Genomic DNA, 20,095 nt, shown 5'->3' on the forward strand with positions numbered 1-20,095 from the left:
GATCGGCATGGAGCACAGCAGTGGTGGACCGTCCGCGGAAGGCCAGGGTGTGCGCCTGGTCCATGAGGCGGACAGGGACCGGTACGAAGCAGTGGACGGCACCGAGGTGGTCGCCGTCCTCTACTACGCGGACGAGCCGCCCACAGGGGCCGAGGGCGGAGCGACGGTGCGGGACCTGCGATCCACGATCGTCGCCCCCGAGCGCAACGGCGAGGGCCTGGGATCGCTCCTGGTGCGCCACGTGCTCGACGAGGCTCGTGCGCAGGGACTGAAGGTGCGTCCCACTTGCTGGTTCGTCGACGGCTGGATCGGTCGCCACCCGGAGTACGCCGACCTGCTCGCATCATCGACGGAGCAGGGCAGCGCCGAGGGCCACGGGGGTGATGGGCGATGACCTACCGGATCCTCACCGTGTGCACCGGCAACATCTGCCGTTCCCCCATGGCCGAGTACGCCCTGCGCGAGGCCCTGGAGCAGGCCGGACTGGACGACCGGGTCGAGGTCGCCTCCGTCGGCACCACCGGCTGGGAGGTGGGCAACCCCATCGACCGCCGTGCCACAGCCCTGCTGGAGGACCACGGCATCGACACCGCCTCCCACCGGGCACGGGAGATGACCCCGCAGCTGCTGGCCGACGCCGACCTGATCATCACCCTGGACCACGACCACGTCGAGCCCGTGCGCCGTGCCGGTGACGACATCGCCGCCAAGCAGCGCATGATGCGCGAGTTCGACCCGCAGGTGGGGGAGGACACCGGGATCCGCGACCCCTGGTACGGGGACGAGGAGGACTTCGAGATCGCCTGGCAGCAGATCACCGCCGCCACCGACGGCATCATCGCCCACGTGCGCGGCGAGCTCGAGCAGCGCGAGCAGGGACAGCCCCGATGACGCAGGCCCCCGTGACGCCGCATGGAGCCGGGACACCGCGTGGAGCCCTCGAGACCGCTGCCGCCCTGCGCGATGGCGAGCTCGATCCGACCACGCTCGCCGAGCAGACCCTTGAGGCCGCCCGCACCACGGGTGCGCAGGTGGGGGCGTTCAGCCACGTGCTGGAGGAGCTCAGCCTCGCCCAGGCCGCCTCGGCTGCGAGGTCCCTGGACGCGGCGCGGCGCACCGGCACCCTGGACCGCCTCGCCACCGCCTTCCCGCTGCTGGGAGTGCCGCTGCCCATCAAGGACCTCACCCAGGTGGCCGGGCAGCCCTTCGGGGCCGGGTCCGTGCTCCTGCAGGGCAACATCGCCGAGGTCACCGACGGGGTGGCCCAGTCGCTGCTGGATGCCGGGACCGTCACCATCGGCAAGACCACCGTCCCCGAGTTCGGCTTCCCCTGCTACACCGAGCCCGCCATCGGTGCCCCCGCCCGCACCCCCTGGGATCTGCGCCGCACCGCCGGCGGATCCAGCGGGGGAGCGGCCGCTGCCGTCGCCTCCGGGGTGGTCCCGATCGCCCATGGCACCGATGGGGGCGGCTCCGTGCGGATCCCCGCAGCATGCTGCGGGATCGTCGGTATCAAGCCCTCCCGCGGCGTGGTCTCGCCCGGCCCGTACGGCACCGACGGGATGGGACTGGTGACCGACGGGATCCTTGCCCGATCCGTGCGCGATGCCGCGGTCGGCCTCGACCTGATCGCCCGCGAGCATCCCGGGGACTTCATGCCCCGTCCCGGCAGTGCAGGGAAAGGCGGCTACCTCGCCGCCTGCGACCAGGCCCCTGGCCCGTTGCGGATCGGCGTGCTCACCGAACCGCTGGCCGCCCACACCGAGGTGCATCCCGCAGCCCTGCGGGCAGTGGACCGCGCCGTGGAGCTGCTGCGCGCCATGGGGCACGAGGCGACACCCGTGCCTGCGCCCTTCACCCCGGAGCAGTGGCGCACCTTCATGCCCCTGTGGACCGTGGGCGCCGCGGCGATGGACCTGCCGGCCGAGGCCGAGGGCCGGCTGATGGAGCTCACCCGCTGGCTGCGCGAGCAGGGGCGTCGATACGACGGCGTGGACCTGGCCCGCGCCGTCTCCGGCGTGCAGGCCATCGCCCGGCGCACCGGCGAGGCCTTCGCCGAGCTCGACGTGGTGCTGACCCCCGCGCTCGCCGCCCCGCCTGCCTTCCCCGCCGACATCCAACAGTCCGACGGCGCAGACGACTTCGACGCCCAGTGCGCATTCACCCCGTGGACCAGCACCTGGAACATGACAGGTCGCGCCGCGATCAGCGTGCCGCTGCACCGCGAGCAGATAGACGGGGTGGAGCTCCCCTTCGGGGTGCAGCTCGGCGCCACCCGCGCCGGGGACGACGCCCTGCTGCTGGCGCTGGCCGCGCAGCTGGAACAGGCCGACCCGTGGCCGCTGGTGCGCACCCCACGACCGTCATGAGCCCGCACGGCCAGGCCGGATCACAGCAGGGCGCATCGACACCGGGCAGATCCGGTGCATCCGACGGACCGACCACGGTGCGCCTGGACGTGTGGCTGTGGAGCGCGAGACTGTTCCCCACCCGGGCCGCCGCCACCGCCGCCTGCCGAGGCGGCCACGTGCGCCGCAACGGTGACCCCGTCAAGGCCGCGCAGAAGGTCACGGTGGGGGACGAGCTGCGAGTGCGCTCACCGGGCCGGGAGAAGATCGTGGTCATCACCCGTATCCTCACCAAGCGCGTGGGCGCCCCGATCGCGCGTGAGGCATATGAGGACCACAGCCCCGAGCCTGCACCGCAGCTGCTCGCCGCGCCGCCGCGCCGTGACCGCGGTACGGGGCGGCCCACCAAGCGCGAGCGCCGCCAGTACGAGAGACTGCGCGGCCGGGAGACCTGAGTCCCCGACCGCGCAGTGCCTGTGCGGAATCGTTGCGGCGCGCCCGGAGGCTGCTCCGCTCGATGTCAGTAGTTGGTCGCTGCCAGCAGTGACTCTCGGTTGGAGCGCAGCTTGGCGAGGAGAGTGGCCTCGAGCTGGACCACCTTCGGGTTGCCGCCGTCGGCCAGCAGGCGCTGACGCATCGAGGCGAGATCCGCGCTCTCCCGGATGAACTTCTTCATCAGCGGCTTGGCGCCCATCTGCGCAGCCCAGTTCTTGCCCTCGCGGCGTCCCCTCCAGGTGCCCAGCATGTCCACCTCCTCGTGGGTGAGCCAGCCCTGGTTGGCGTAGTCGCCCAGCCTCACCCGGGTCAGGCGTGCTTCGTCCCAGATCAGCACCACGATGAATATCAGCCACAGCAGCGAGATGAACGCCTTCGCGGCGTACATCGTGATCGTGATGCCCCAGCCGCCACCCATGCTGGCGGCCAGGTTCCACGCGGCATGCAGGAACATGCCGGGCCAGGTGGCCACCAGGAACGACAGCAGCCCGAGAGTGGTTCCCCACTTGCGCACCACGTAGCCCATGATCACGCCGGTGAGGCTGGTGTAGATGGCATGGCCGAAGATGTTCAGCACACCGCGCATCACGAACAGGATGACCACGCCGAAGGCGCCGGCACCCTCGAGGATGCGGGTGTAGTAGATGATGTTCTCGGTGAAGGCGAAGCCGCCGCCGATGAGGGCCCCATAGATCATGCCGTCCAGCGGCCCGTTGAAGTAGCGGCGGGCCAGCAGCACCAGGCCCAGGCCCTTGGTGGTCTCCTCCACCAGCGGGGCGCTGATCACGGGCGTGGCCCAGGCGTAGAGCGCCTCACCACCGAAGGCGTAGAAGATCTCCCCGTTGATCGAGTTGAGGATGAAGCTGAGGCCTGCAGCGATGGCGGCACCCCAGAAAATGGCGATGATCAGCAGCGGAATGGGCTGTGGGTCCCACCTGTCCGCCAGCAGGATGATCAGGAAGATGACCAGCAGCGAGACACCTGCGAGGAACGCGGTGGCGGGCCACCAGATCGGGCTGGAGCTCGAGTTCATCACGAAGCTGAGGAAGAACAGGCCCAGCACGATGATCGTCGCCATGCCCAAGGTGATCAGCGCCAACCAGGAAGCGATGGAGACGACCGGCACCTCCTTGGCGTGCTGGGCCACCTCCTGGACGCGCCGGGTCTGCGTGGCCCAGGCCGACTGCGGCTGCGCCTGGTCGGGTCGCTGGATCTGTGCGGGGGCGTAGCGCGCGGCGGTAAGCCCGGAGGCGGGTCGCACCGAGGTGTCGTACGCCTTGGGGTTGCCGTAGTCGCGGTACTGTGGCTGGGACGGGGAGCCTGCGGCGGAGGAGGGCGCGCCGGGGCGCGGTCGCCCGTTGGGCATGAACTGGCCCTGGGAAGGGGAGGGCGGCTGGGACATGGGTGCCTCGGTTCTCAGCTGAAAGACGGTGAATCGCCTGTGATGCTACAGGGGCGTGACCGTCACCACTGGGCGGGGCAGACTGCTGTGGAAGAGCTGTTGGTGAAGAGCTGCTGTGGACGAGAGGGATGCTGGGGTCGAGATCCCGGAATGTGACACAGCCGCGGCCGATCCCCAGGGTTGAGCGGAATAGGCTCAACTTCGGTGTCGTTGGGATGAGGGACGACAGATCAAGGACCGACCACCGACGACCACCCCGGAAGGAGCACCGTGGATTTCAGGTTCACCACCCGATCGCAGGACGCCGTCACCGCAGCTGCGGAGAAGGCGGCCGAGCTCGGCAACCCCCAGATCAGCGCGATGCACCTGCTGTGGGCGCTCGCCGAGCAGGGCGACACCATCGCCCATGCGGCCCTGGAGGAGGCAGGGGCCTCCCCCCAGGAGATCGCGCAGCGCGCCGCCGAGGCCGTCGAGGCCCTGCCCCGCGTCAGCGGCTCCGGCGCGGCCAACCCCACCTTCGTCGGCAGCGGCTTCGACGCCCTCGAGGCCGCCCGCAAGGAAGCGGACTTCCAGCACAAGACCTACCTGTCCACCGAGCACCTGCTGATCGGCATCGCACTCGGCAAGGACGACGCGGCCCGCCTGCTCACCTCCCGAGGTGCCAGGCCGGGCTCCCTGCGCGATGCCGTGGTGCGACTGCACGGAGGAGAACAGAACATGAACCAGATGGACAGCCAGAACCCCGAGAACACCTTCCAGAGCCTGGAGAAGTTCGGGGTGGACCTCACCGAGATGGCCCGGGAGGGCCGGCTCGACCCGGTGATCGGCCGCGACACCGAGATCCGACGCGTGGTGCAGGTGCTCTCGCGCCGCACCAAGAACAACCCCGTCCTGATCGGCGAGCCCGGCGTGGGCAAGACCGCCGTGGTCGAGGGGCTCGCCCAGCGCATCGTCGCCGGCGACGTGCCCGACTCGCTGCGCGGCAAGAAGCTGATCTCCCTGGACCTGTCCTCGATGGTGGCCGGGTCGAAGTACCGCGGCGAGTTCGAGGAGCGGATGAAGGCGGTGCTGGACGAGATCCGTACCAGCAACGGCCAGATCATCACCTTCATCGACGAGCTGCACACCGTGGTCGGTGCCGGCGGCACCGGGGACGGCGCGATGGATGCCGGCAACATGCTCAAGCCCATGCTGGCCCGCGGTGAGCTGCGGATGGTGGGTGCCACCACCCTGGACGAGTACCGCGAGAACATCGAGAAGGACCCCGCGCTCGAGCGGCGCTTCCAACAGGTGTTCGTGGGCGAGCCCAGCGTGGAGAGCACCATCACCATCCTGCGCGGGCTGAAGGACAAGTACGAGGCGCACCACAAGGTGTCCATCACCGACGCCGCCCTGGTGGCCGCCGCGACCCTCTCGGACCGCTACATCCCCGGCCGTCAGCTGCCCGACAAGGCCATCGACCTGGTGGACGAGGCCGCTTCCCGCCAGCGCATGGAGCTGGACTCCTCCCCGGAGGAGCTGGACATCCTGCGCCGTCAGGTGGACCGCCTGAAGATGGAGGAGATGGCACTGACCGGCAGCGAGGACCCCGGCAGCATCGCGCAGCTGGAATCCGTGCACTCCCAGCTCGCCGACCGCACCGAGCGGATGACCGCCCTGTCGGCCCGCTGGGAGCGGGAGAAGGCCGGGCTGAACCTGGTCGGTGACCTCAAGGCCCAGCTCGAGCAGCTGCGGATGCAGGCAGACCGCGCTCAGCGCGAGGGCGACCTCACGGCCGCCTCGAAGATCCTGTACGGCGACATCCCTGCCCTCAAGGAGCAGCTGGTCCAGGCCGAGGAGGCCGAGGCCAGTGGCGAGGGTGACGGCGAGCGTCCCCTGGTCTCCGACCACGTGGGCGCGGACGACATCGCCGAGGTGGTGGGCGCCTGGACCGGCATCCCTGCCGGTCGCCTGCTGCAGTCCGAGACCCAGAAGCTGCTGGAGATGGAGGACATCATCGGGCGGCGGTTGATCGGGCAGAAGCGCGCGGTCACCGAGGTCTCCGATGCGGTGCGCCGGGCCCGGGCCGGGATCTCGGATCCCAACCGTCCCACCGGCTCGTTCCTGTTCCTCGGCCCCACGGGCGTGGGCAAGACCGAGCTGGCCAAGGCGCTGGCGGAGTTCCTCTTCGACGACGAGCGCGCCATGGTGCGCATCGACATGTCGGAGTACGGGGAGAAGCACACCGTCTCCCGCCTGGTGGGTGCTCCCCCCGGGTACGTGGGGTACGACGAGGGTGGTCAGCTGACCGAGGCGGTGCGCCGCCGTCCCTACTCCGTGGTGCTGCTCGACGAGATCGAGAAGGCCCACCCGGACGTGTTCGACGTGCTGCTGCAGGTGCTGGACGACGGCCGCCTCACCGACGGCCAGGGTCGCACCGTGGACTTCCGCTCCACCATCCTGATCCTCACCTCCAACCTGGGTGCGCACGTGCTGCAGGACTCCCTGCTCAGCCAGGAGGAGAAGAACGACAAGGTGATGTCGGTGGTGCGGGCCTCCTTCAAGCCGGAGTTCCTCAACCGCCTGGACGACGTGGTCATCTTCGACCCGCTGAACCGCGAGGAGCTCGCGCGGATCGTGACGCTGCAGATCAAGGACGTCGCCTCACGCCTGGCCGATCGCAGGATCGCCCTGGACGTGGACCAGGCGGCCACCGACTGGCTGGCCGAGAAGGGCTTCGACCCGATGTACGGTGCGCGTCCGCTGAAGCGACTGGTGCAGAAGGAGATCGGCGACGCCCTGGCTCGGCTGATCCTGAAGGGCGAGGTCCACGACGGCGAGCACGTGGAGGTCACCGCCCGCCAGGACGGCTCCGGCCTGGACCTGGTGGTGGCCCCGGAGGACGGGGTCGTCGAGGCCGAGCCGGTCGAAGACGAGGACCAGCAGGGCTGATACCCGGACGTGATCGGGCCGGCCGGCGCTATAGGCCGGCTGGTACCGATCAGGCCGGCTGGTCCCAGGGCAACGGCAGGTACCGGTACCGCAGGTCCAGGAAGCGCTGGGCCGAGGTGGCCTCGTCGAACGCCGTGACGTGGGAGTCGATCGTCCCCGCCGCGCTGCGCAGCGATTCGCTGACGGCCGGTGGGGCGATCTGCTCCAGTGCATCCGCACCGGTCTCCAGGGTGCTGGAGGCGAAGCCGGCGAGGGGGCGGATCGGTGAGGCCGAGACCAGGTCGAACTGCGCCTCCGCGTGACGGAGCAGCCCCATCTCCGTCTCCCGCGCCGCACCCTTCAGATCGCCGTTGAGCAGGGCCTCACCCACCGCGCCGGTGGTGTGCATGGTGTTGGCGATCTGAGCATCAGCAGCACCGAGGATCTGGCCGGGCACGGAGTCCTCCCCGAACGCCATGCCCGAGGCCGCATGCATCGTCCTGAACGGAGCCAGCGCCCCGGTGTACGCGCCGTACCCGGTGAATATTCGCCTCGCTGGGGTCCGCTGATCGAGGGTTCGGGTGCCACGTCGCTGCCGTAGCGGTGGCGTCGTTCGGGACCACCAGTGGTGTCGTTGGGGCCGCTCTGTCTACGCTCCTTCCGCCGTGTGTATAGGGCACGCGGCGGAAGGAGCAATCTGGAATGGTACGGAAGATCAGGGCGAAGCTGGTGCTCCAGCTGCGCGCAGAAGGTCTGTCGGGGCGAGCGATTTCGTCCTCGCAGGGCATGTCCCGCAAGTCCGTGAGGGCGGTGTTCGAGGCCGCTGACGCTGCAGGGATCGGGTGGGGCGATATCGCGGACGTCGCCGATGAGCAGGTGTATGCCCGGTTGTTCCCGGGCCGGGGCGAGCACGAGAGCGTGTTCGCACAGCCGGACTGGGAACAGGTCCATCGAGAGATGGCCAGGGTCGGCGTGACGCTGAAGCTGTTGCACGGCGAGTACTTCGACGCGACCACGGCGGCTGGGGATCCGGCGATGGGGTATGACCGGTTTTGCCGCACCTACCAGCACCACGTCATGGTCACCGGTGCCGCTTCGAGAGTCGGTCACAAGGCCGGCCAGAGCGTGGAGGTCGACTGGTCCGGCCCCACGATGGAGCTGGCCGATCCGGTCACCGGCGAGGTCTCGAAGGTGTTCTTGTTCGTTGCCTGCCTGCCTTTTTCTCGTTACGCGTTCTGCTTCCCGGCGCTGGATATGCGCCAGGAGTCCTGGCTGCGAGCGCACGTAGCGATGTTCGAGGCGCTGGGCGGGACGGTCCCGAGGATCGTTCCGGACAACCTCAAGACCGGTGTGGTGAAGCACCCCCGCGAGGGCGAGATCGTCCTGAACGATGCGTATCGCGAGATGGCAGCGCATTACTCGGCGGCGGTGCTCCCGGGGAGGGTGCGGAAACCGAAAGACAAGGCGAGCGTGGAGAACACCGTCGCGCACGTCGCGACCTGGGTCATCGCCGGGCTGCGGGATCAGCGATTCACGTCCCTGCCCGAACTTGCAGCCGCCATCGGGCAGCGGATGGAGGCCTATAACGCGGAGCCGTTCCAGAAGCGGCCCGGATCCCGCGCCAGCGTGTTCGACGCGGAGGAGCGGCCGCTGCTGACGCCGCTGCCGGCGGTGCCCTACGAGATCTCGACATGGCACTACGGACGACGAGTGGGCAGGAACGGGCACGTCACGTTCGCGCGGAACTTCTACTCCGCGCCGTTCGCGCACATCGGCGCGAAGGTCGATCTGCGCATCACGGCCCGGACGCTGGAGATCTATCAGGGCAGCCAGCGACTGACCAGTCACCTGCTGCTCCCGGAGACCGCGAGCAATGAGTACCGCACCAACGACGCGGACCTACCTGCGGGCGAGCGTTTCCAGGCCTGGGACGCGCAGAGGGTGCGGGCGTGGGCAGATCGGGTCGGGCCGGCCACGGTGATCGTGATCCAGCGGATCTTCGAGTCCGTGCCGATCGTGGAACAGGGCCTGGATCCCGCGTTGGCGGTGCTACGGCTCTCTCGCCGCTTCTCCGTAGATCGGGTCGAGGCGGCCTGCGCACTCGCGCTGACGGGACGGGTCCGTTCACCGCGCTATGCGCATCTGCACCCGATCTTGGCCACCGGGCAGGACAAGGTCGCCGCCCTGCGTCCACCCCGCGAGGAACCCGCGGAAGACGGCGGATACGTCCGTGGCGCCGACTACTACGCCGGAGGTGTCCGGTGAGCGTGATCGATAACGACACGAAGCGGAAGCTGCGCGAGATGGGCGCGACCGCGCTGCTGGACGCGATCGATGCCCAGGATGAGGCTCACGTGCTGGGGATGTCGTTCCAGGAACGGCTCCAGCTGATCGTGGACGAGGCGCATTCCATCTTCAATCATGGAAAGGTCGAGGGTCTGATCCGCCGGGCGGGGCTGCGTTATCCCGGAGCGGACCTGCGGCGGCTGGATCTGGTCGAGGAACGGGGACTGAACCGGAACGTGATCGCGCAACTGGCAACCTGCTCCTTCATCCAGCGGCAACAGAACGTGGTCTTCCAGGGCTTCACCGGCTCAGGGAAGTCCTACCTCGGCTGCGCGCTGGCGAAGCAGGCCTGCCAGCACCGGCTCCGAGCCCACTACATCCGAATGCCCGACCTCGAAGAGGCCTGGGCCCTGGCAAAGGACAAGCCGCAGGGCCAGACGAAGTTCCTGCGGAAGTACTCCACGTTCTCGCTGCTGGTGATCGACGAGTGGCTGCTGGACCATCCTGACGAGGGAATGCGTTCGATGCTGCTGGAACTGCTCGAGCGCCGCTATGACACCGGCTCGACCGTGTTCTGCACCCAGTACCCGAAGAAGGACTGGCACGCCCGGCTCGGTGGAGCAGTCCACGCCGATGCGATCATGGACCGCATCGTGCACAACACAATCTGGATCGACACCGGCGACAGGAACATGCGAGAACACACCGCACTGCCCCAGTGACCCGATGCCGGCGGGAGCCAGTGGTCCCCACCGCGGCGGCTACTGGCCCCCGTCGGCACGATCGGCGGTCCCCAAGAGCAAGATTCGGTGGCTCCCACGACTACGAATACTCACCCGGCACCGGCCATTCCTCGTTCGACACCGTCGATGCCGCGGCCGATCACCTCATGGACGCCCATCAGCATCTGCGCCTGCTTGAGCCCCGGGACTTGCCGGGCGCCGGCGGTGCGCACCGCTTCACCGTCCGCCGTGATGGTGATGTCCGGTGCGGTGCTCCCGGTGGGCTGCAGCACCGGTGGCATCGGTGGCGGGGAGCTGGGGGAGCCGATCGGTCGGTGCATACCCGGATCCCACCAGGGGGAGCCGAACTCCCATTCCTTCGTCTTCTCCCGTAGCCGATCGAACAGCCCGATCGGATCAGGATGGATCATCGGCCCGAAGGGATTGCTCACCGCGGGACCGAACAACGGCCCAGGGGAGAGTGGAGCCCCCGGGCGCGGCACCGGGCCGGGTCCACCGGCCGACCTCGTGCCGCCGTCCGGGGCGCTGGCCTCCTCCTGCTCCTCGGCCTCGGCGCGGACCTGTTCCAGGTACCGGCCCAGCAGCCTGCCCGCCTCGTAGCCCGCGGTCAGCAGTGAGGCGAGGTCGGCTTGGAAGCGCTGGGCGTCCGGCCCGAACCAGGGCAGTGTCGGTCCCGCCGCGGCGAGATCGTCGAGCAGAGTGGTGAAGGCGGCGGTGTGCCCGGTGGCCAGATCCGCCCATCCCTCCATGTCATCGGTGGTGCATCCCCAGAATGTGTTCATGCCGTGAACCTAGGACGCAGCACAGCCCCGACACCGTGATGGGGCCGGGGCTGTGGACAACGGGGGGTTGGGGAGGAACTTCGGCGGAGGGTCTGCTCGACCACCGCCGGGGCCTCACACCACGATGTTGACCACCTTCGGTGCGCGCACGATCACCTTGCGCACCGTCTGCCCGTCGATCAGCTGCTGCACGCGCGGCTCGGCCATCACCAGGGCCTCCAGGTCCGCCTCGGAGATCTCCGGGTCCACCTCCACCTTGTGGCGCACCTTGCCCTTGATCTGGACCACGCAGGTGACGGCGTCCGCCTTCACCAGCTGCGGATCGGCCACCGGGTAGGACTCCCGGGCCAGGGACTGCTCGTGCCCCAGCCTCGACCACAGCTCCTCGGCGATGTGCGGCGCGAAGGGCGCCACCATCAGCACCAGCGGCTCCAGGGCCTCACGGGGCGAGGACCCGGTGCCGGCCAAGGCCTTGGTCAGGTGGTTCACCAGTTCGATCAGCTTGGAGATGGCGGTGTTGAACTGCATCTCGGCCATGTCGCGGGTGACCCCGTCGATGGTGCGGTGCACAGCCTGCTTGGTGGGCAGCGGCGCCTCGTCCTCGGAGACCAGCAGCGCGCCGGTCTCCTCGTCGACCACCAGTCGCCACAGGCGCTGCAGGAACCGCTGGGATCCCACCACCGCGCGGGTCTCCCAGGGGCGCGACAGGTCCAGCGGACCCATCGACATCTCGTACACACGCAGGGTGTCCGCCCCGTACTCGGCATACATGTCGTCCGGGGCCACCGAGTTCTTCAGCGACTTGCCCATCTTCCCGTACTCCTGGGTGACGGGCTCACCGTGGTAGGTGAAGGTGCCGTCGGCCTCCGCCACGACCTCCTCCGCCGGGACGTACACGCCGCGCGCGTCCGTGTAGGCGTAGGCCTGGATGTATCCCTGGTTGAACAGGCGGTGGAACGGCTCCTGGCTGGAGACGTCGCCGCGGTCGAACAGCACCTTGTGCCAGAACCGGGCGTACAGCAGGTGCAGCACTGCGTGCTCCACACCGCCCACGTACAGGTCCACGCCGCCCACGCCGCCCGGAGTGCGCGGGCCCAGCCAGTACTGCTCGTTGACCGGGTCCACCAGCTGCTCGGTGTCGGTGGGATCGATGTAGCGCAGCTCGTACCAGCTGGAGCCGGCCCAGTTGGGCATGGTGTTGGTCTCGCGGCGGTAGCGGCGCGGCCCCTCACCCAGGTCCAGCTCCACCTCCACCCAGTCCTCGGCCCGCGACAGCGGGGTCTGCGGCTCGGTGTCGGCATCGAGGGGATCGAAGGTGCGCGGGGAGAAGTCGGTGACCTCCGGCAGCTCGATCGGCAGCATCTGCGTGGGCAGGGCGATCGGCACCTCCGGCTGTTCCACGTCGTACACGATCGGGAACGGCTCGCCCCAGTAGCGCTGACGGGAGAACAGCCAGTCCCGCAGCCGGTACGTGGTGCGGGCGGTGCCGAAGCCCTTCTCGGTCACGTACTCGGTGGCGCGGGTCTTCGCCTCGTCCTTGTCCATGCCGTTGAGGTCCAGCTCGGCGTTGGCGGAGTTGATCTTCACCCCGTCGCCGGTCCAGGCGCCGCCGGGGAAGTCCTCGGGCGGCTGCACGGTGCGGATCACGGGCAGCTCGTAGGCGGTGGCGAAGTCGAAGTCGCGCTCGTCCTCCGCGGGGACCGCCATGATCGCGCCGGTGCCGTAACCCATCAGCACGTAGTCGGCGGTGAACACCGGCAGCTCCCGGCCGTCCATCGGGTTGATCGCGGTCAGGCCGGTGAACACACCGGTCTTGGCGCGGTCCTCCCCGGTGCGCTCCTCCTCACCGGTGGCAGCGGCCCGCGCCTGGTAGGCGGCGACCGCTTCGCGCGGCGAGGCGGCACCGTCGGTCCAGCTGGCCGGCACGTCCGACGGCCAGTCGGCGGGCAGGGCGTCCACGTCCGCCAGCAGCGGGTGCTCCGGGGAGAGCACGCAGAAGGTGGCGCCGAACAGGGTGTCGGCGCGAGTGGTGAACACCTCGAAGGTGGGGGAGGCGCCTTCGACCGGATCGGGGGTGCCGTTCGGATCGGGGGTGCCGGCCAGCCCCTGCACGGGGAAGGCGATCTGCGCGCCGTGGCTGCGGCCGATCCAGTTGCGCTGCATGGAGCGCACCGACTCCGGCCAGTCCATCCGGTCCAGGTCGTCGATCAGACGGTCCGCGTAGGCGGTGATGCGCATGTTCCACTGGCGCAGGCGGCGCTTGAACACCGGGAAGTTGCCGCGCTCCGAGCGGCCCTCGGCGGTGACCTCCTCGTTGGCCAGCACGGTGCCCAGTCCCGGGCACCAGTTCACCGAGGTGTCGGAGACATAGGCCAGGCGGAACGCGCCCACCAGCTCCTCCAGCTCCGCGTCGTCGGCTGCGCGCACCTCGTCCGCGGAGCGCCCGGCCCAACCCGCAGGCAGCTCGATGTTCAGCCGATCGGCCAGCGCGATCGGGTCGATGGCGCCGGAGTGCAGGCCATCCCGCAGCTCGGAGACAGGGCGAGCACGGCCCACGATCCCGTCGGCGTTCTCGGCGTCCGGGTCGTACCAGGAGTCGAAGATCCGCAGGAAGATCCACTGCGTCCACTTCATGAACTCCGGGTCCGTGGTGGCGAAGGAGCGGCGCGGGTCATGGGACAGGCCCAGGCGGTGCAGCTGCCGGCCCATGGTCGCCACGTTCTCCTCGGTGGTGATCCGGGGGTGCGTGCCGGTGGCGATGGCGTACTGCTCCGCGGGCAGGCCGAAGGCGTCGTACCCCATCGTGTACAGCACGTTCCTGCCCAGCATGCGGTGGTGGCGGGCCACCACGTCGGTGGCGATGTACCCCAGGGGGTGCCCCACGTGCAGTCCCTTGCCCGAGGGGTAGGGGAACATGTCCATGATGAAGGTCTTCTCCGGCAGATCCGCCGGCGGGGTGCCGTCCGAGAGCGGGCCGGTGGGGTTCACGGCGGCGAAGGTGCCCTCCGCGTCCCAGCGCTGCTGCCAGTGCTGCTCGATGCTGTCCGCCATGGCGGCGGTGTAGCGGTGCGGTGCCTCGGTCATGGTGATGCGTCCGTCCTTCAGCAAGTGGTCGACTCCTCCACCGGGATGCTCCCGGCATGAAAAAACCCCCGCACAGGCGAGGGGAGCCGCGTCGATGCCCGGGGACCGGGCTCTGCTCGACGCGGCTACGGAAGGAGCAGCCGGATGTCCATGCGCCCAGTGTACGCGCGGATGCGGGCGGGCCGCCGACCGGCCCGCCCGCGGGCACTCAGCCGATCGCGTTGGCGCTGGAGCCGGCAGCGGGCGCGGGTTCACGCGCCCAGCACACCTGCCAAGACCAGCAGCACCACCACGGTGCCGATCGTGGTCACCAGCACCGTGTCACGCGCCAGGTTCTCGGAGGCCTCGTAGCGGGCGGCGGCCACGTACACGTTCTGCGCGGTGGGCAGTGCGGCCATCACCACCACCGCGTACAGATCCTGCCCCCGCAGGCCCAGCGCGGCGCCGATCCCCAGGGCGATCAGCGGCATCACCACGAGCTTGGTCGCCGAGGACACCGCGATCAGGCCCCGGTAGCCGTCGTCCCGGGCGAAGGGCCGAGAGCCGTACAGCGACAGCCCGTAGGCCAGCAGCATCGCCGGGATCGCCATGTCGGCCAGGGAGCGCACCGGCTCGAGCATCACCTCGGGGATCCGCACCCCAGCCGCCGACAGCACCAGACCCACCGCCGAGGCGATGATCGTGGGGTTGGCCAGGATGCTGCGGGCCACGCCCGCCGGGCCGGGACTGCGCTCCTGCGTCAGCGCGTGCAGCACGAACAGGTACAGCGGGGTGTACACCGCCTGCTGGAACAGGATCACCGGGATCGCATGGGAGATGTCCCCCAGCACGTAGGCGGCGATGGGGAACCCCATGTTCGCGCCGTTGACCACGGAGCCGCTGATCGCCGCGACCACCAGGTCCACGCCGCGGCGTGATGTCGCCACCCGCAGCACCCCCAGCAGCAGCCCACCAGTGAGCAGGCCGGCGAGCGCGGCCACCAGCATCGGGGTGGACAGCACCTCGCCCGGTTCGGACTGCAGCAGCCCCACCAGGACCAGGGCCGGTGAGGCGAGGAAGAACGTGGTGCGGTTCAGCACATAGCGGGCATGAGGGCCCAGCACTCCGGTGCGGGCGGTGAGCCAGCCCACCCCGATCAGGGCCCAGACGATGAAGAAGCCGCTGAGGACCCCGGACATCGTTCAGTCGCCCTGGGGGAGATAGCCCACAGTGGTGGGGGTCAGCGGCTGGAGACCTGGCCCGGCATGCCGGGCACAGCCTCAGCGGGATCGTTGCCGATCTGCACGACGCGGTTCTCGCCGTCCACGTGCACCACGGTGGGTTCGTGACGGCGGGCGTCGGCATCCTCGAACAGCCCGTAGGCCATGATGATCACCAGGTCCCCGGGCTGGACCAGATGAGCGGCCGCGCCGTTGATGCTGATCTTCCCGGAGCCGCGCTCGCCGGTGATGGCGTAGGTCTCTAGACGGGAGCCGTTGGTCACGTCCACGATGGAGACCTGCTCGTTCTCCAGGATGCCCGCGGCCTCCAGCAGATCGGCGTCGATGGTCACCGACCCCACGTAATGGAGGTCGGCCTGGGTCACCGTGGCCCGGTGGATCTTCGAAGTCATCAGTGTTCGCAGCATCGCCCCCAGTCTCGCATGCGCGATGATGGGTACCGCCCCACCGTCAGGAGAATCACGATGCCCAAGGCACGCCGCCGATCGGCCCACCGTTCCCAGCGCTTCGAGGAGATGGCCCTTCCCGAGGAGGTGCTCGGCGTCCTCGCCCAGCAGGGACTGGACCGCTCATTCGAGATCCAGGAGGCGATCCTGCCTGACGCCCTGGCCGGCCGCGACGTGCTGGCCCGGGCCGAGACCGGCTCCGGCAAGACCCTCGCCTTCACCTTGGCGATGACCTCCCGCTTCCGCGGCCGCAAGGTCCACCGCCGTCGCCCCCTGGGCGTGGTGCTGGTTCCCACCCGCGAGCTGGCCGTGCAGGTGGTCGACACCATCCACCCCTTCGCCCGTTCCCTGGGCATCCGGGCCCAGCTGGTCGCCGGCGGCATGAACATCGAGAAGCAGGCCGATGCCGTGGCCCGCGGGGTGGAGATCATCGTGGCCACCCCCGGCCGCCTGATCGACCTGGCCGAGCGCGGCGCGCTGATGCTGGACCGGGTGGAGACCACCGTGATCGACGAGGCCGACCACATGGCCGACCTCGGCTTCCTGCCGCAGGTGCGCGACATCCTCGCCGCCGTCCCCATGGGCACCCAGAAGATGCTGTTCTCGGCCACCCTGGACGGGCAGGTCGAGGAGATCGTGGACGCGTTCCTGGTGGACCCGGTCACCCACGAGACCGTGCCTGTGGCCGCTGCGGTGACCACCATGCGCCACCACGTGCTGGCCATCGAGCCCTCCGCCAAGCGCGAGGTCACCGCCCGCCTCGCAGCCCGGCGCGGACGCACGCTGCTGTTCACCCGCACCCAGCTCGGCGCCGAGCGCGTGGCACAGGAACTGGTGGAGGTGGGCGTGGCCGCCGCCGCCCTGCACGGCAGCAAGCAGCAGGGCCTGCGCACCAACGTGCTGGCCGGTTTCCGCCAGGGTGGGTTCCCCGTGCTCGTGGCCACCGACGTGGCCGCCCGCGGGCTCCACATCGACGACGTCACCATGGTGGTGCACGTGGACCCGGCCGACGACGTCAAGGAGTACGTGCACCGCTCGGGCCGTACCGCACGCGCCGGCGCCGAGGGCACCGTGGTGACCCTCGCCCTGCCGCACCAGGTCAAGAAGACCCGCTCCGTGGTCGAGGGAGCCCGGGTGGAGCCGGGCTGGGACGAGGTGGCCGACGGCGAGGCCGAGGTGCTCGGCGCCCTCGGGGGCCGTCGCCCCGCGGGAGAGCCCGTGGACGATCCCGCGATGACGAAGTACAAGGGCGCGCCGCGCAAGCTGGATCTCAGCCGCGGGGGTAAGCGCCCCGGGGCCGACGCCCAGCGGGCCGAGGAGCGCCGCGCCAATGAGGAGCGTCGTGCCTCCTGGGAGGACGACGAGGAGTTCGTCGGTCGTGCAGGGGCCGGCGCACGCGGGCGGGGCGCTCGTGGAGCGTCCCGCAGCGCCACCGGCGCACAGTCCGCCCGCGGCGCCGGCAAGCGCGGCGCCGGCGGCAGGAGTGCTGCCGGCGGTCGCGGCCAGGAGAACCCGGGCGGTCGCCGTGGAGCCGCCGGACGTGGAGGTGCTTCCGGACGTGGCGGTGCCGCTGGTCGTGGCGGTGCCCGCGGCGGCCGGAGGGGCTCGCGATGAGCATCAGCCTGTTCGACCTGTTCAAGATCGGCATCGGCCCCTCCAGCTCCCACACCGTGGGGCCGATGCGGGCCGCAGCCGTGTTCGCCCGCCAGGTGCTGGAGGACCCGCTGATCGCGCCGCGCCTGGCGGATGTGGCAGTGCACCTGTACGGCTCGCTCGCCGCCACCGGACACGGCCACGGGACCCTGGACGCGGTGGTGATGGGCCTGGAGGGAGCCGACCCGGAGACCGTCGACCCTGTGGCCGGTCGTGAGCGCGTGGCCACGATCGAGCGCGAGGGCGGGCTGCTGCTGGACGGCCGCATCCCCGTCACGCTGCGGCCCAGCAGCATCGTGCTGCACCCCCTCACCTTCCTGCCCCAGCACTCCAACGGCATGACCTTCATCGCGCTGGATGCCGAGGGCGAGGAACTGCTGCGCCGCCCCATGTTCTCGGTGGGCGGCGGCTTCGTGGTGGACGAGGCCGACATGGACCAGCCCATGTCCGAGGTGGCCTCCGAGGAGCAGGGCAGCGCGATCTTCACCACCGGCGACGAGCTGCTGCGGGTGTGCGAGGAGCGCGGCATCTCGATCTCCGAGGCGATGCTGTTGCGGGAGCGGCAGTGGCGCAGCGACGAGGAGATCCGTGCCGGGGCCCTGGCCATCTGGCGCACCATGAGCGACTGCATCGAGCAGGGGGTGCGCACCCACGGCACCCTCCCCGGTGGCCTGGAGGTGAAGCGCCGTGCGGCCTCCTGGTACGAGTCCCTCAGCGCGGAGGACCCGGTCAAGCTGCCGATGAACGCCTTCGAGTGGGTGTCCCTGGCGGCGTTGGCCGTCAATGAGGAGAACGCCGCCGGTGGCCGCGTGGTCACCGCCCCCACCAATGGGGCCGCCGGCATCATCCCGGCGGTGATGCACTTCGCGACCACCTACATCCAGGGTGTGGACCCCGACGAGATCGCGGTGCGGTTCCTGCTCACGGCCGGCGCCATCGGCTCCCTCTACAAGGAGCACGCCTCGATCTCCGGCGCCGAGGTGGGCTGCCAGGGCGAGGTGGGCTCGGCCTGCTCGATGGCGGCTGCCGCTCTGTGCGAGGCGATGGGCGGCAAGCCTGCCCAGGTGGAGAACGCCGCCGAGATCGCGATGGAGCACAACCTGGGACTGACCTGCGACCCCGTGGGCGGCCTGGTGCAGGTCCCGTGCATCGAGCGCAACGCCATGGCCGCCGTCAAGGCCATCACTGCTGCCCGCTTCGCGCTGCGTGGCACCGGGGAGCACTTCGTGTCCCTGGACACCGTGATCGAGACGATGCGGCAGACGGGCAAGGACATGAACGAGCGGTACAAGGAGACCGCCATGGGCGGTCTCGCGGTCACCGCGGTGCCGGTGAGCCGTCCGGACTGCTGAGGTCCGGGTCGCCTGGTGCGGGGCCGCTGACGAGCACCACCTCGCGCGGCACCGCCGCCGCACCCAGCCGGTCGCGCACCAGCGCCCTCAGCTCCTCGACACCGGGGGTCCCCGAGTCGTCGACGGTGTCAGCAACGGTGACCTCCGCGACGGTGCGGGTGCCGTAGCGCTGATCGTCCACCAGGCGCAGGCGCACTCCCGCGACCCCGGGGTGGCCGGCGAGCAGGCGAGCGACCGCCTTCGGGTGATGGAGCATCCCTCCGGAGGAGACGGCCCCGTCGGCCCGCCCCGTGACCACGACACGGCCCCGGGCATCGACGCTCCCGCGATCGGTGACCAGCTCACGGCCCCCGGTGAACGGGCTGCGCACGTGCAGCAGGCCGTGCTGCTCCCGGATCCGCACGCCCCGAAGGGGCCTTCCGTCCACGGTCAGGGAGCCGGTCTCGGTGGTGCCGTAGACGTCGTGCACCCGGGCACGGAAATGCCGGGCCAGATCCGCCCGCAGGTCCGGCGCGAGCACATCGGAGCCGGATACCACGCGCGCGATGCGCAGGGGCCTGCCCTCGCAGCGGGCCTGGTCGGCAGTCAGCACATCGGCCAGGTGCACCGGTACCCCGGTGAGGATCCGGGGTGCGGTGTCGCGCAGCAGCCGCACCCTGGCCGCGGGACGCAGGTGGGTGAGGTCCACCAGCGGGGCCCCGAGCGCCAATGCCCCCAGGGCGACCAGCAGGCCGTGTCCGTGGACCCCCGGGGCGGCACTGGCGATCCGCACCCCCGGTCGCAGCCCGATGCGTCGCGCCAGGTCCAGCAGGGTGCGCAGCTGCGCGGGGGTGAGCGGTCCACGATGCTGCAGGTGCGGGTCACCCGTGCTGCCGCTGGAGCGCAGGTCGAGCGCACCATCGGAGGCCAGGGCCGTGGCGAGCACCTGCCGCAGCGGGGCATCGGCCGGGAGGTCCGTGAGACGTGGGGCACGATCACCGCGGCCGCGCAGGAGCGTGGCGATGTCCTGCAGCTCCCTGGCCGTCAGCTCGCCGTGAGCATCGGTGAGCACCACCCGGCGGGGCCGCAGGCCCGCTCGCAGCCTCAGGGCGCTGCCGGCCTGGATGAGCCTCATGCACGGCCCCGTCCTGCGGGCCGGGCAGGCCGGTCCCGCCGCAGCAGGCGCGCTGCCACGTCCCCGCCCACGCCGGCGAGCCGGGCGGCCGTGGTCGGGGCGGCCTGCGAGAGGACGGCACCCGCTCTCACCCAGGGCGGTGAGACCAGCGTGCGGCGGGAGTTGAGACCGCGCAGCACCATGGCGGCACCCTGATCGGGGGTCATTGAATATTCGCCTCGCTGGGGTCCGCTGATCGAGGGTTCGGGTGCCACGTCGCT

The 20,095-nt window shown here is 70.3% G+C and carries 17 protein-coding genes; 9 read left to right on the forward strand and 8 right to left on the reverse strand.

Annotated features, from left to right (window positions below; all coding sequences use genetic code 11):
• Positions 1-7 precede the first annotated feature (7 nt).
• The 4 genes from JOD52_RS05055 to JOD52_RS05070 are packed head-to-tail and all read left to right on the forward strand — an operon-like array spanning position 8 to position 2,803.
• Positions 8-394 carry a GNAT family N-acetyltransferase gene (locus JOD52_RS05055; protein ID WP_031306987.1) on the forward strand — a complete coding sequence of 129 codons (387 nt, stop codon included), beginning with the start codon at positions 8-10 and terminating at the stop codon, positions 392-394.
• Positions 391-891 (forward strand): low molecular weight protein-tyrosine-phosphatase, encoded by a 501-nt coding sequence (locus JOD52_RS05060; RefSeq protein ID WP_017822906.1) that lies wholly within the window; start codon positions 391-393, stop codon positions 889-891. Before JOD52_RS05055 ends, JOD52_RS05060 begins: the two co-directional genes overlap by 4 nt.
• Positions 888-2,369, forward strand: a complete 1,482-nt coding sequence (locus JOD52_RS05065) for an amidase (protein ID WP_204408957.1) — start codon at positions 888-890, stop codon at positions 2,367-2,369. Before JOD52_RS05060 ends, JOD52_RS05065 begins: the two co-directional genes overlap by 4 nt.
• Positions 2,366-2,803: an RNA-binding S4 domain-containing protein gene (locus JOD52_RS05070; protein WP_083871715.1), complete on the forward strand. Its 438-nt coding sequence runs from the start codon at positions 2,366-2,368 to the stop codon at positions 2,801-2,803. The genes JOD52_RS05065 and JOD52_RS05070 overlap by 4 nt, the downstream gene beginning before the upstream one ends.
• 65 nt (positions 2,804-2,868) lie before the next feature.
• Here the strand turns inward: JOD52_RS05070 and JOD52_RS05075 are convergent, their stop codons facing one another.
• Positions 2,869-4,245, reverse strand: a complete 1,377-nt coding sequence (locus JOD52_RS05075; RefSeq protein WP_204408958.1) for a PrsW family intramembrane metalloprotease — start codon at positions 4,243-4,245, stop codon at positions 2,869-2,871.
• A gap of 270 nt (positions 4,246-4,515) precedes the next feature.
• Between JOD52_RS05075 and clpB the strand changes: the two genes are divergently transcribed.
• Positions 4,516-7,176, forward strand: a complete 2,661-nt coding sequence (gene clpB, locus JOD52_RS05080) for an ATP-dependent chaperone ClpB (RefSeq protein ID WP_017822902.1) — start codon at positions 4,516-4,518, stop codon at positions 7,174-7,176.
• A gap of 49 nt (positions 7,177-7,225) precedes the next feature.
• Here clpB and JOD52_RS05085 read toward each other — a convergent pair whose 3' ends face one another.
• Complete coding sequence (locus JOD52_RS05085; protein ID WP_204408959.1) at positions 7,226-7,651, reverse strand: hypothetical protein; 426 nt, start codon at positions 7,649-7,651, stop codon at positions 7,226-7,228.
• Positions 7,652-7,857: 206 nt separating this feature from the next.
• Between JOD52_RS05085 and istA the strand changes: the two genes are divergently transcribed.
• Both istA and JOD52_RS05095 read left to right on the forward strand, forming a co-directional pair.
• On the forward strand, positions 7,858-9,420 hold the full coding sequence (istA, locus tag JOD52_RS05090) for an IS21 family transposase (RefSeq protein WP_204408388.1): 1,563 nt from the start codon (positions 7,858-7,860) through the stop codon (positions 9,418-9,420).
• Complete coding sequence (locus JOD52_RS05095) at positions 9,417-10,163, forward strand: ATP-binding protein (RefSeq protein WP_338124028.1); 747 nt, start codon at positions 9,417-9,419, stop codon at positions 10,161-10,163. The genes istA and JOD52_RS05095 overlap by 4 nt, the downstream gene beginning before the upstream one ends.
• 110 nt (positions 10,164-10,273) lie before the next feature.
• Here the strand turns inward: JOD52_RS05095 and JOD52_RS05100 are convergent, their stop codons facing one another.
• The 4 genes from JOD52_RS05100 to panD all read right to left on the reverse strand — a co-directional run bounded on the left by JOD52_RS05100 (position 10,274) and on the right by panD (position 15,677).
• Complete coding sequence (locus JOD52_RS05100; protein ID WP_204408960.1) at positions 10,274-10,966, reverse strand: hypothetical protein; 693 nt, start codon at positions 10,964-10,966, stop codon at positions 10,274-10,276.
• A 114-nt stretch (positions 10,967-11,080) separates the two neighbouring features.
• Positions 11,081-14,050 carry a leucine--tRNA ligase gene (leuS, locus tag JOD52_RS05105; protein WP_204411517.1) on the reverse strand — a complete coding sequence of 990 codons (2,970 nt, stop codon included), beginning with the start codon at positions 14,048-14,050 and terminating at the stop codon, positions 11,081-11,083.
• Between the two features lie 251 nt (positions 14,051-14,301).
• Positions 14,302-15,228: an AEC family transporter gene (locus JOD52_RS05110; protein WP_204408961.1), complete on the reverse strand. Its 927-nt coding sequence runs from the start codon at positions 15,226-15,228 to the stop codon at positions 14,302-14,304.
• Positions 15,229-15,269: 41 nt separating this feature from the next.
• Entirely contained in the window at positions 15,270-15,677 is a 408-nt protein-coding gene (panD, locus tag JOD52_RS05115) for an aspartate 1-decarboxylase (RefSeq protein WP_031306984.1), read from the reverse strand.
• A gap of 57 nt (positions 15,678-15,734) precedes the next feature.
• Between panD and JOD52_RS05120 the strand changes: the two genes are divergently transcribed.
• Positions 15,735-17,330: a DEAD/DEAH box helicase gene (locus JOD52_RS05120; protein WP_204408962.1), complete on the forward strand. Its 1,596-nt coding sequence runs from the start codon at positions 15,735-15,737 to the stop codon at positions 17,328-17,330.
• A complete protein-coding gene (locus JOD52_RS05125) occupies positions 17,327-18,721 on the forward strand; it encodes an L-serine ammonia-lyase (RefSeq protein WP_204408963.1) in 1,395 nt (464 codons plus the stop codon). Before JOD52_RS05120 ends, JOD52_RS05125 begins: the two co-directional genes overlap by 4 nt.
• Here the strand turns inward: JOD52_RS05125 and JOD52_RS05130 are convergent.
• Both JOD52_RS05130 and JOD52_RS05135 read right to left on the reverse strand, forming a co-directional pair.
• Complete coding sequence (locus tag JOD52_RS05130; RefSeq protein WP_204408964.1) at positions 18,687-19,835, reverse strand: AMP-binding protein; 1,149 nt, start codon at positions 19,833-19,835, stop codon at positions 18,687-18,689. The two genes, JOD52_RS05125 and JOD52_RS05130, sit on opposite strands and share 35 nt — an antisense overlap.
• Entirely contained in the window at positions 19,832-20,089 is a 258-nt protein-coding gene (locus JOD52_RS05135; protein WP_204408965.1) for a hypothetical protein, read from the reverse strand. Before JOD52_RS05135 ends, JOD52_RS05130 begins: the two co-directional genes overlap by 4 nt.
• Positions 20,090-20,095: the final 6 nt, after the last annotated feature.

Origin of the sequence: Brachybacterium muris, from assembly GCF_016907455.1 — a bacterium.
Classification (GTDB): Bacteria; Actinomycetota; Actinomycetes; order Actinomycetales; family Dermabacteraceae; genus Brachybacterium; species Brachybacterium muris.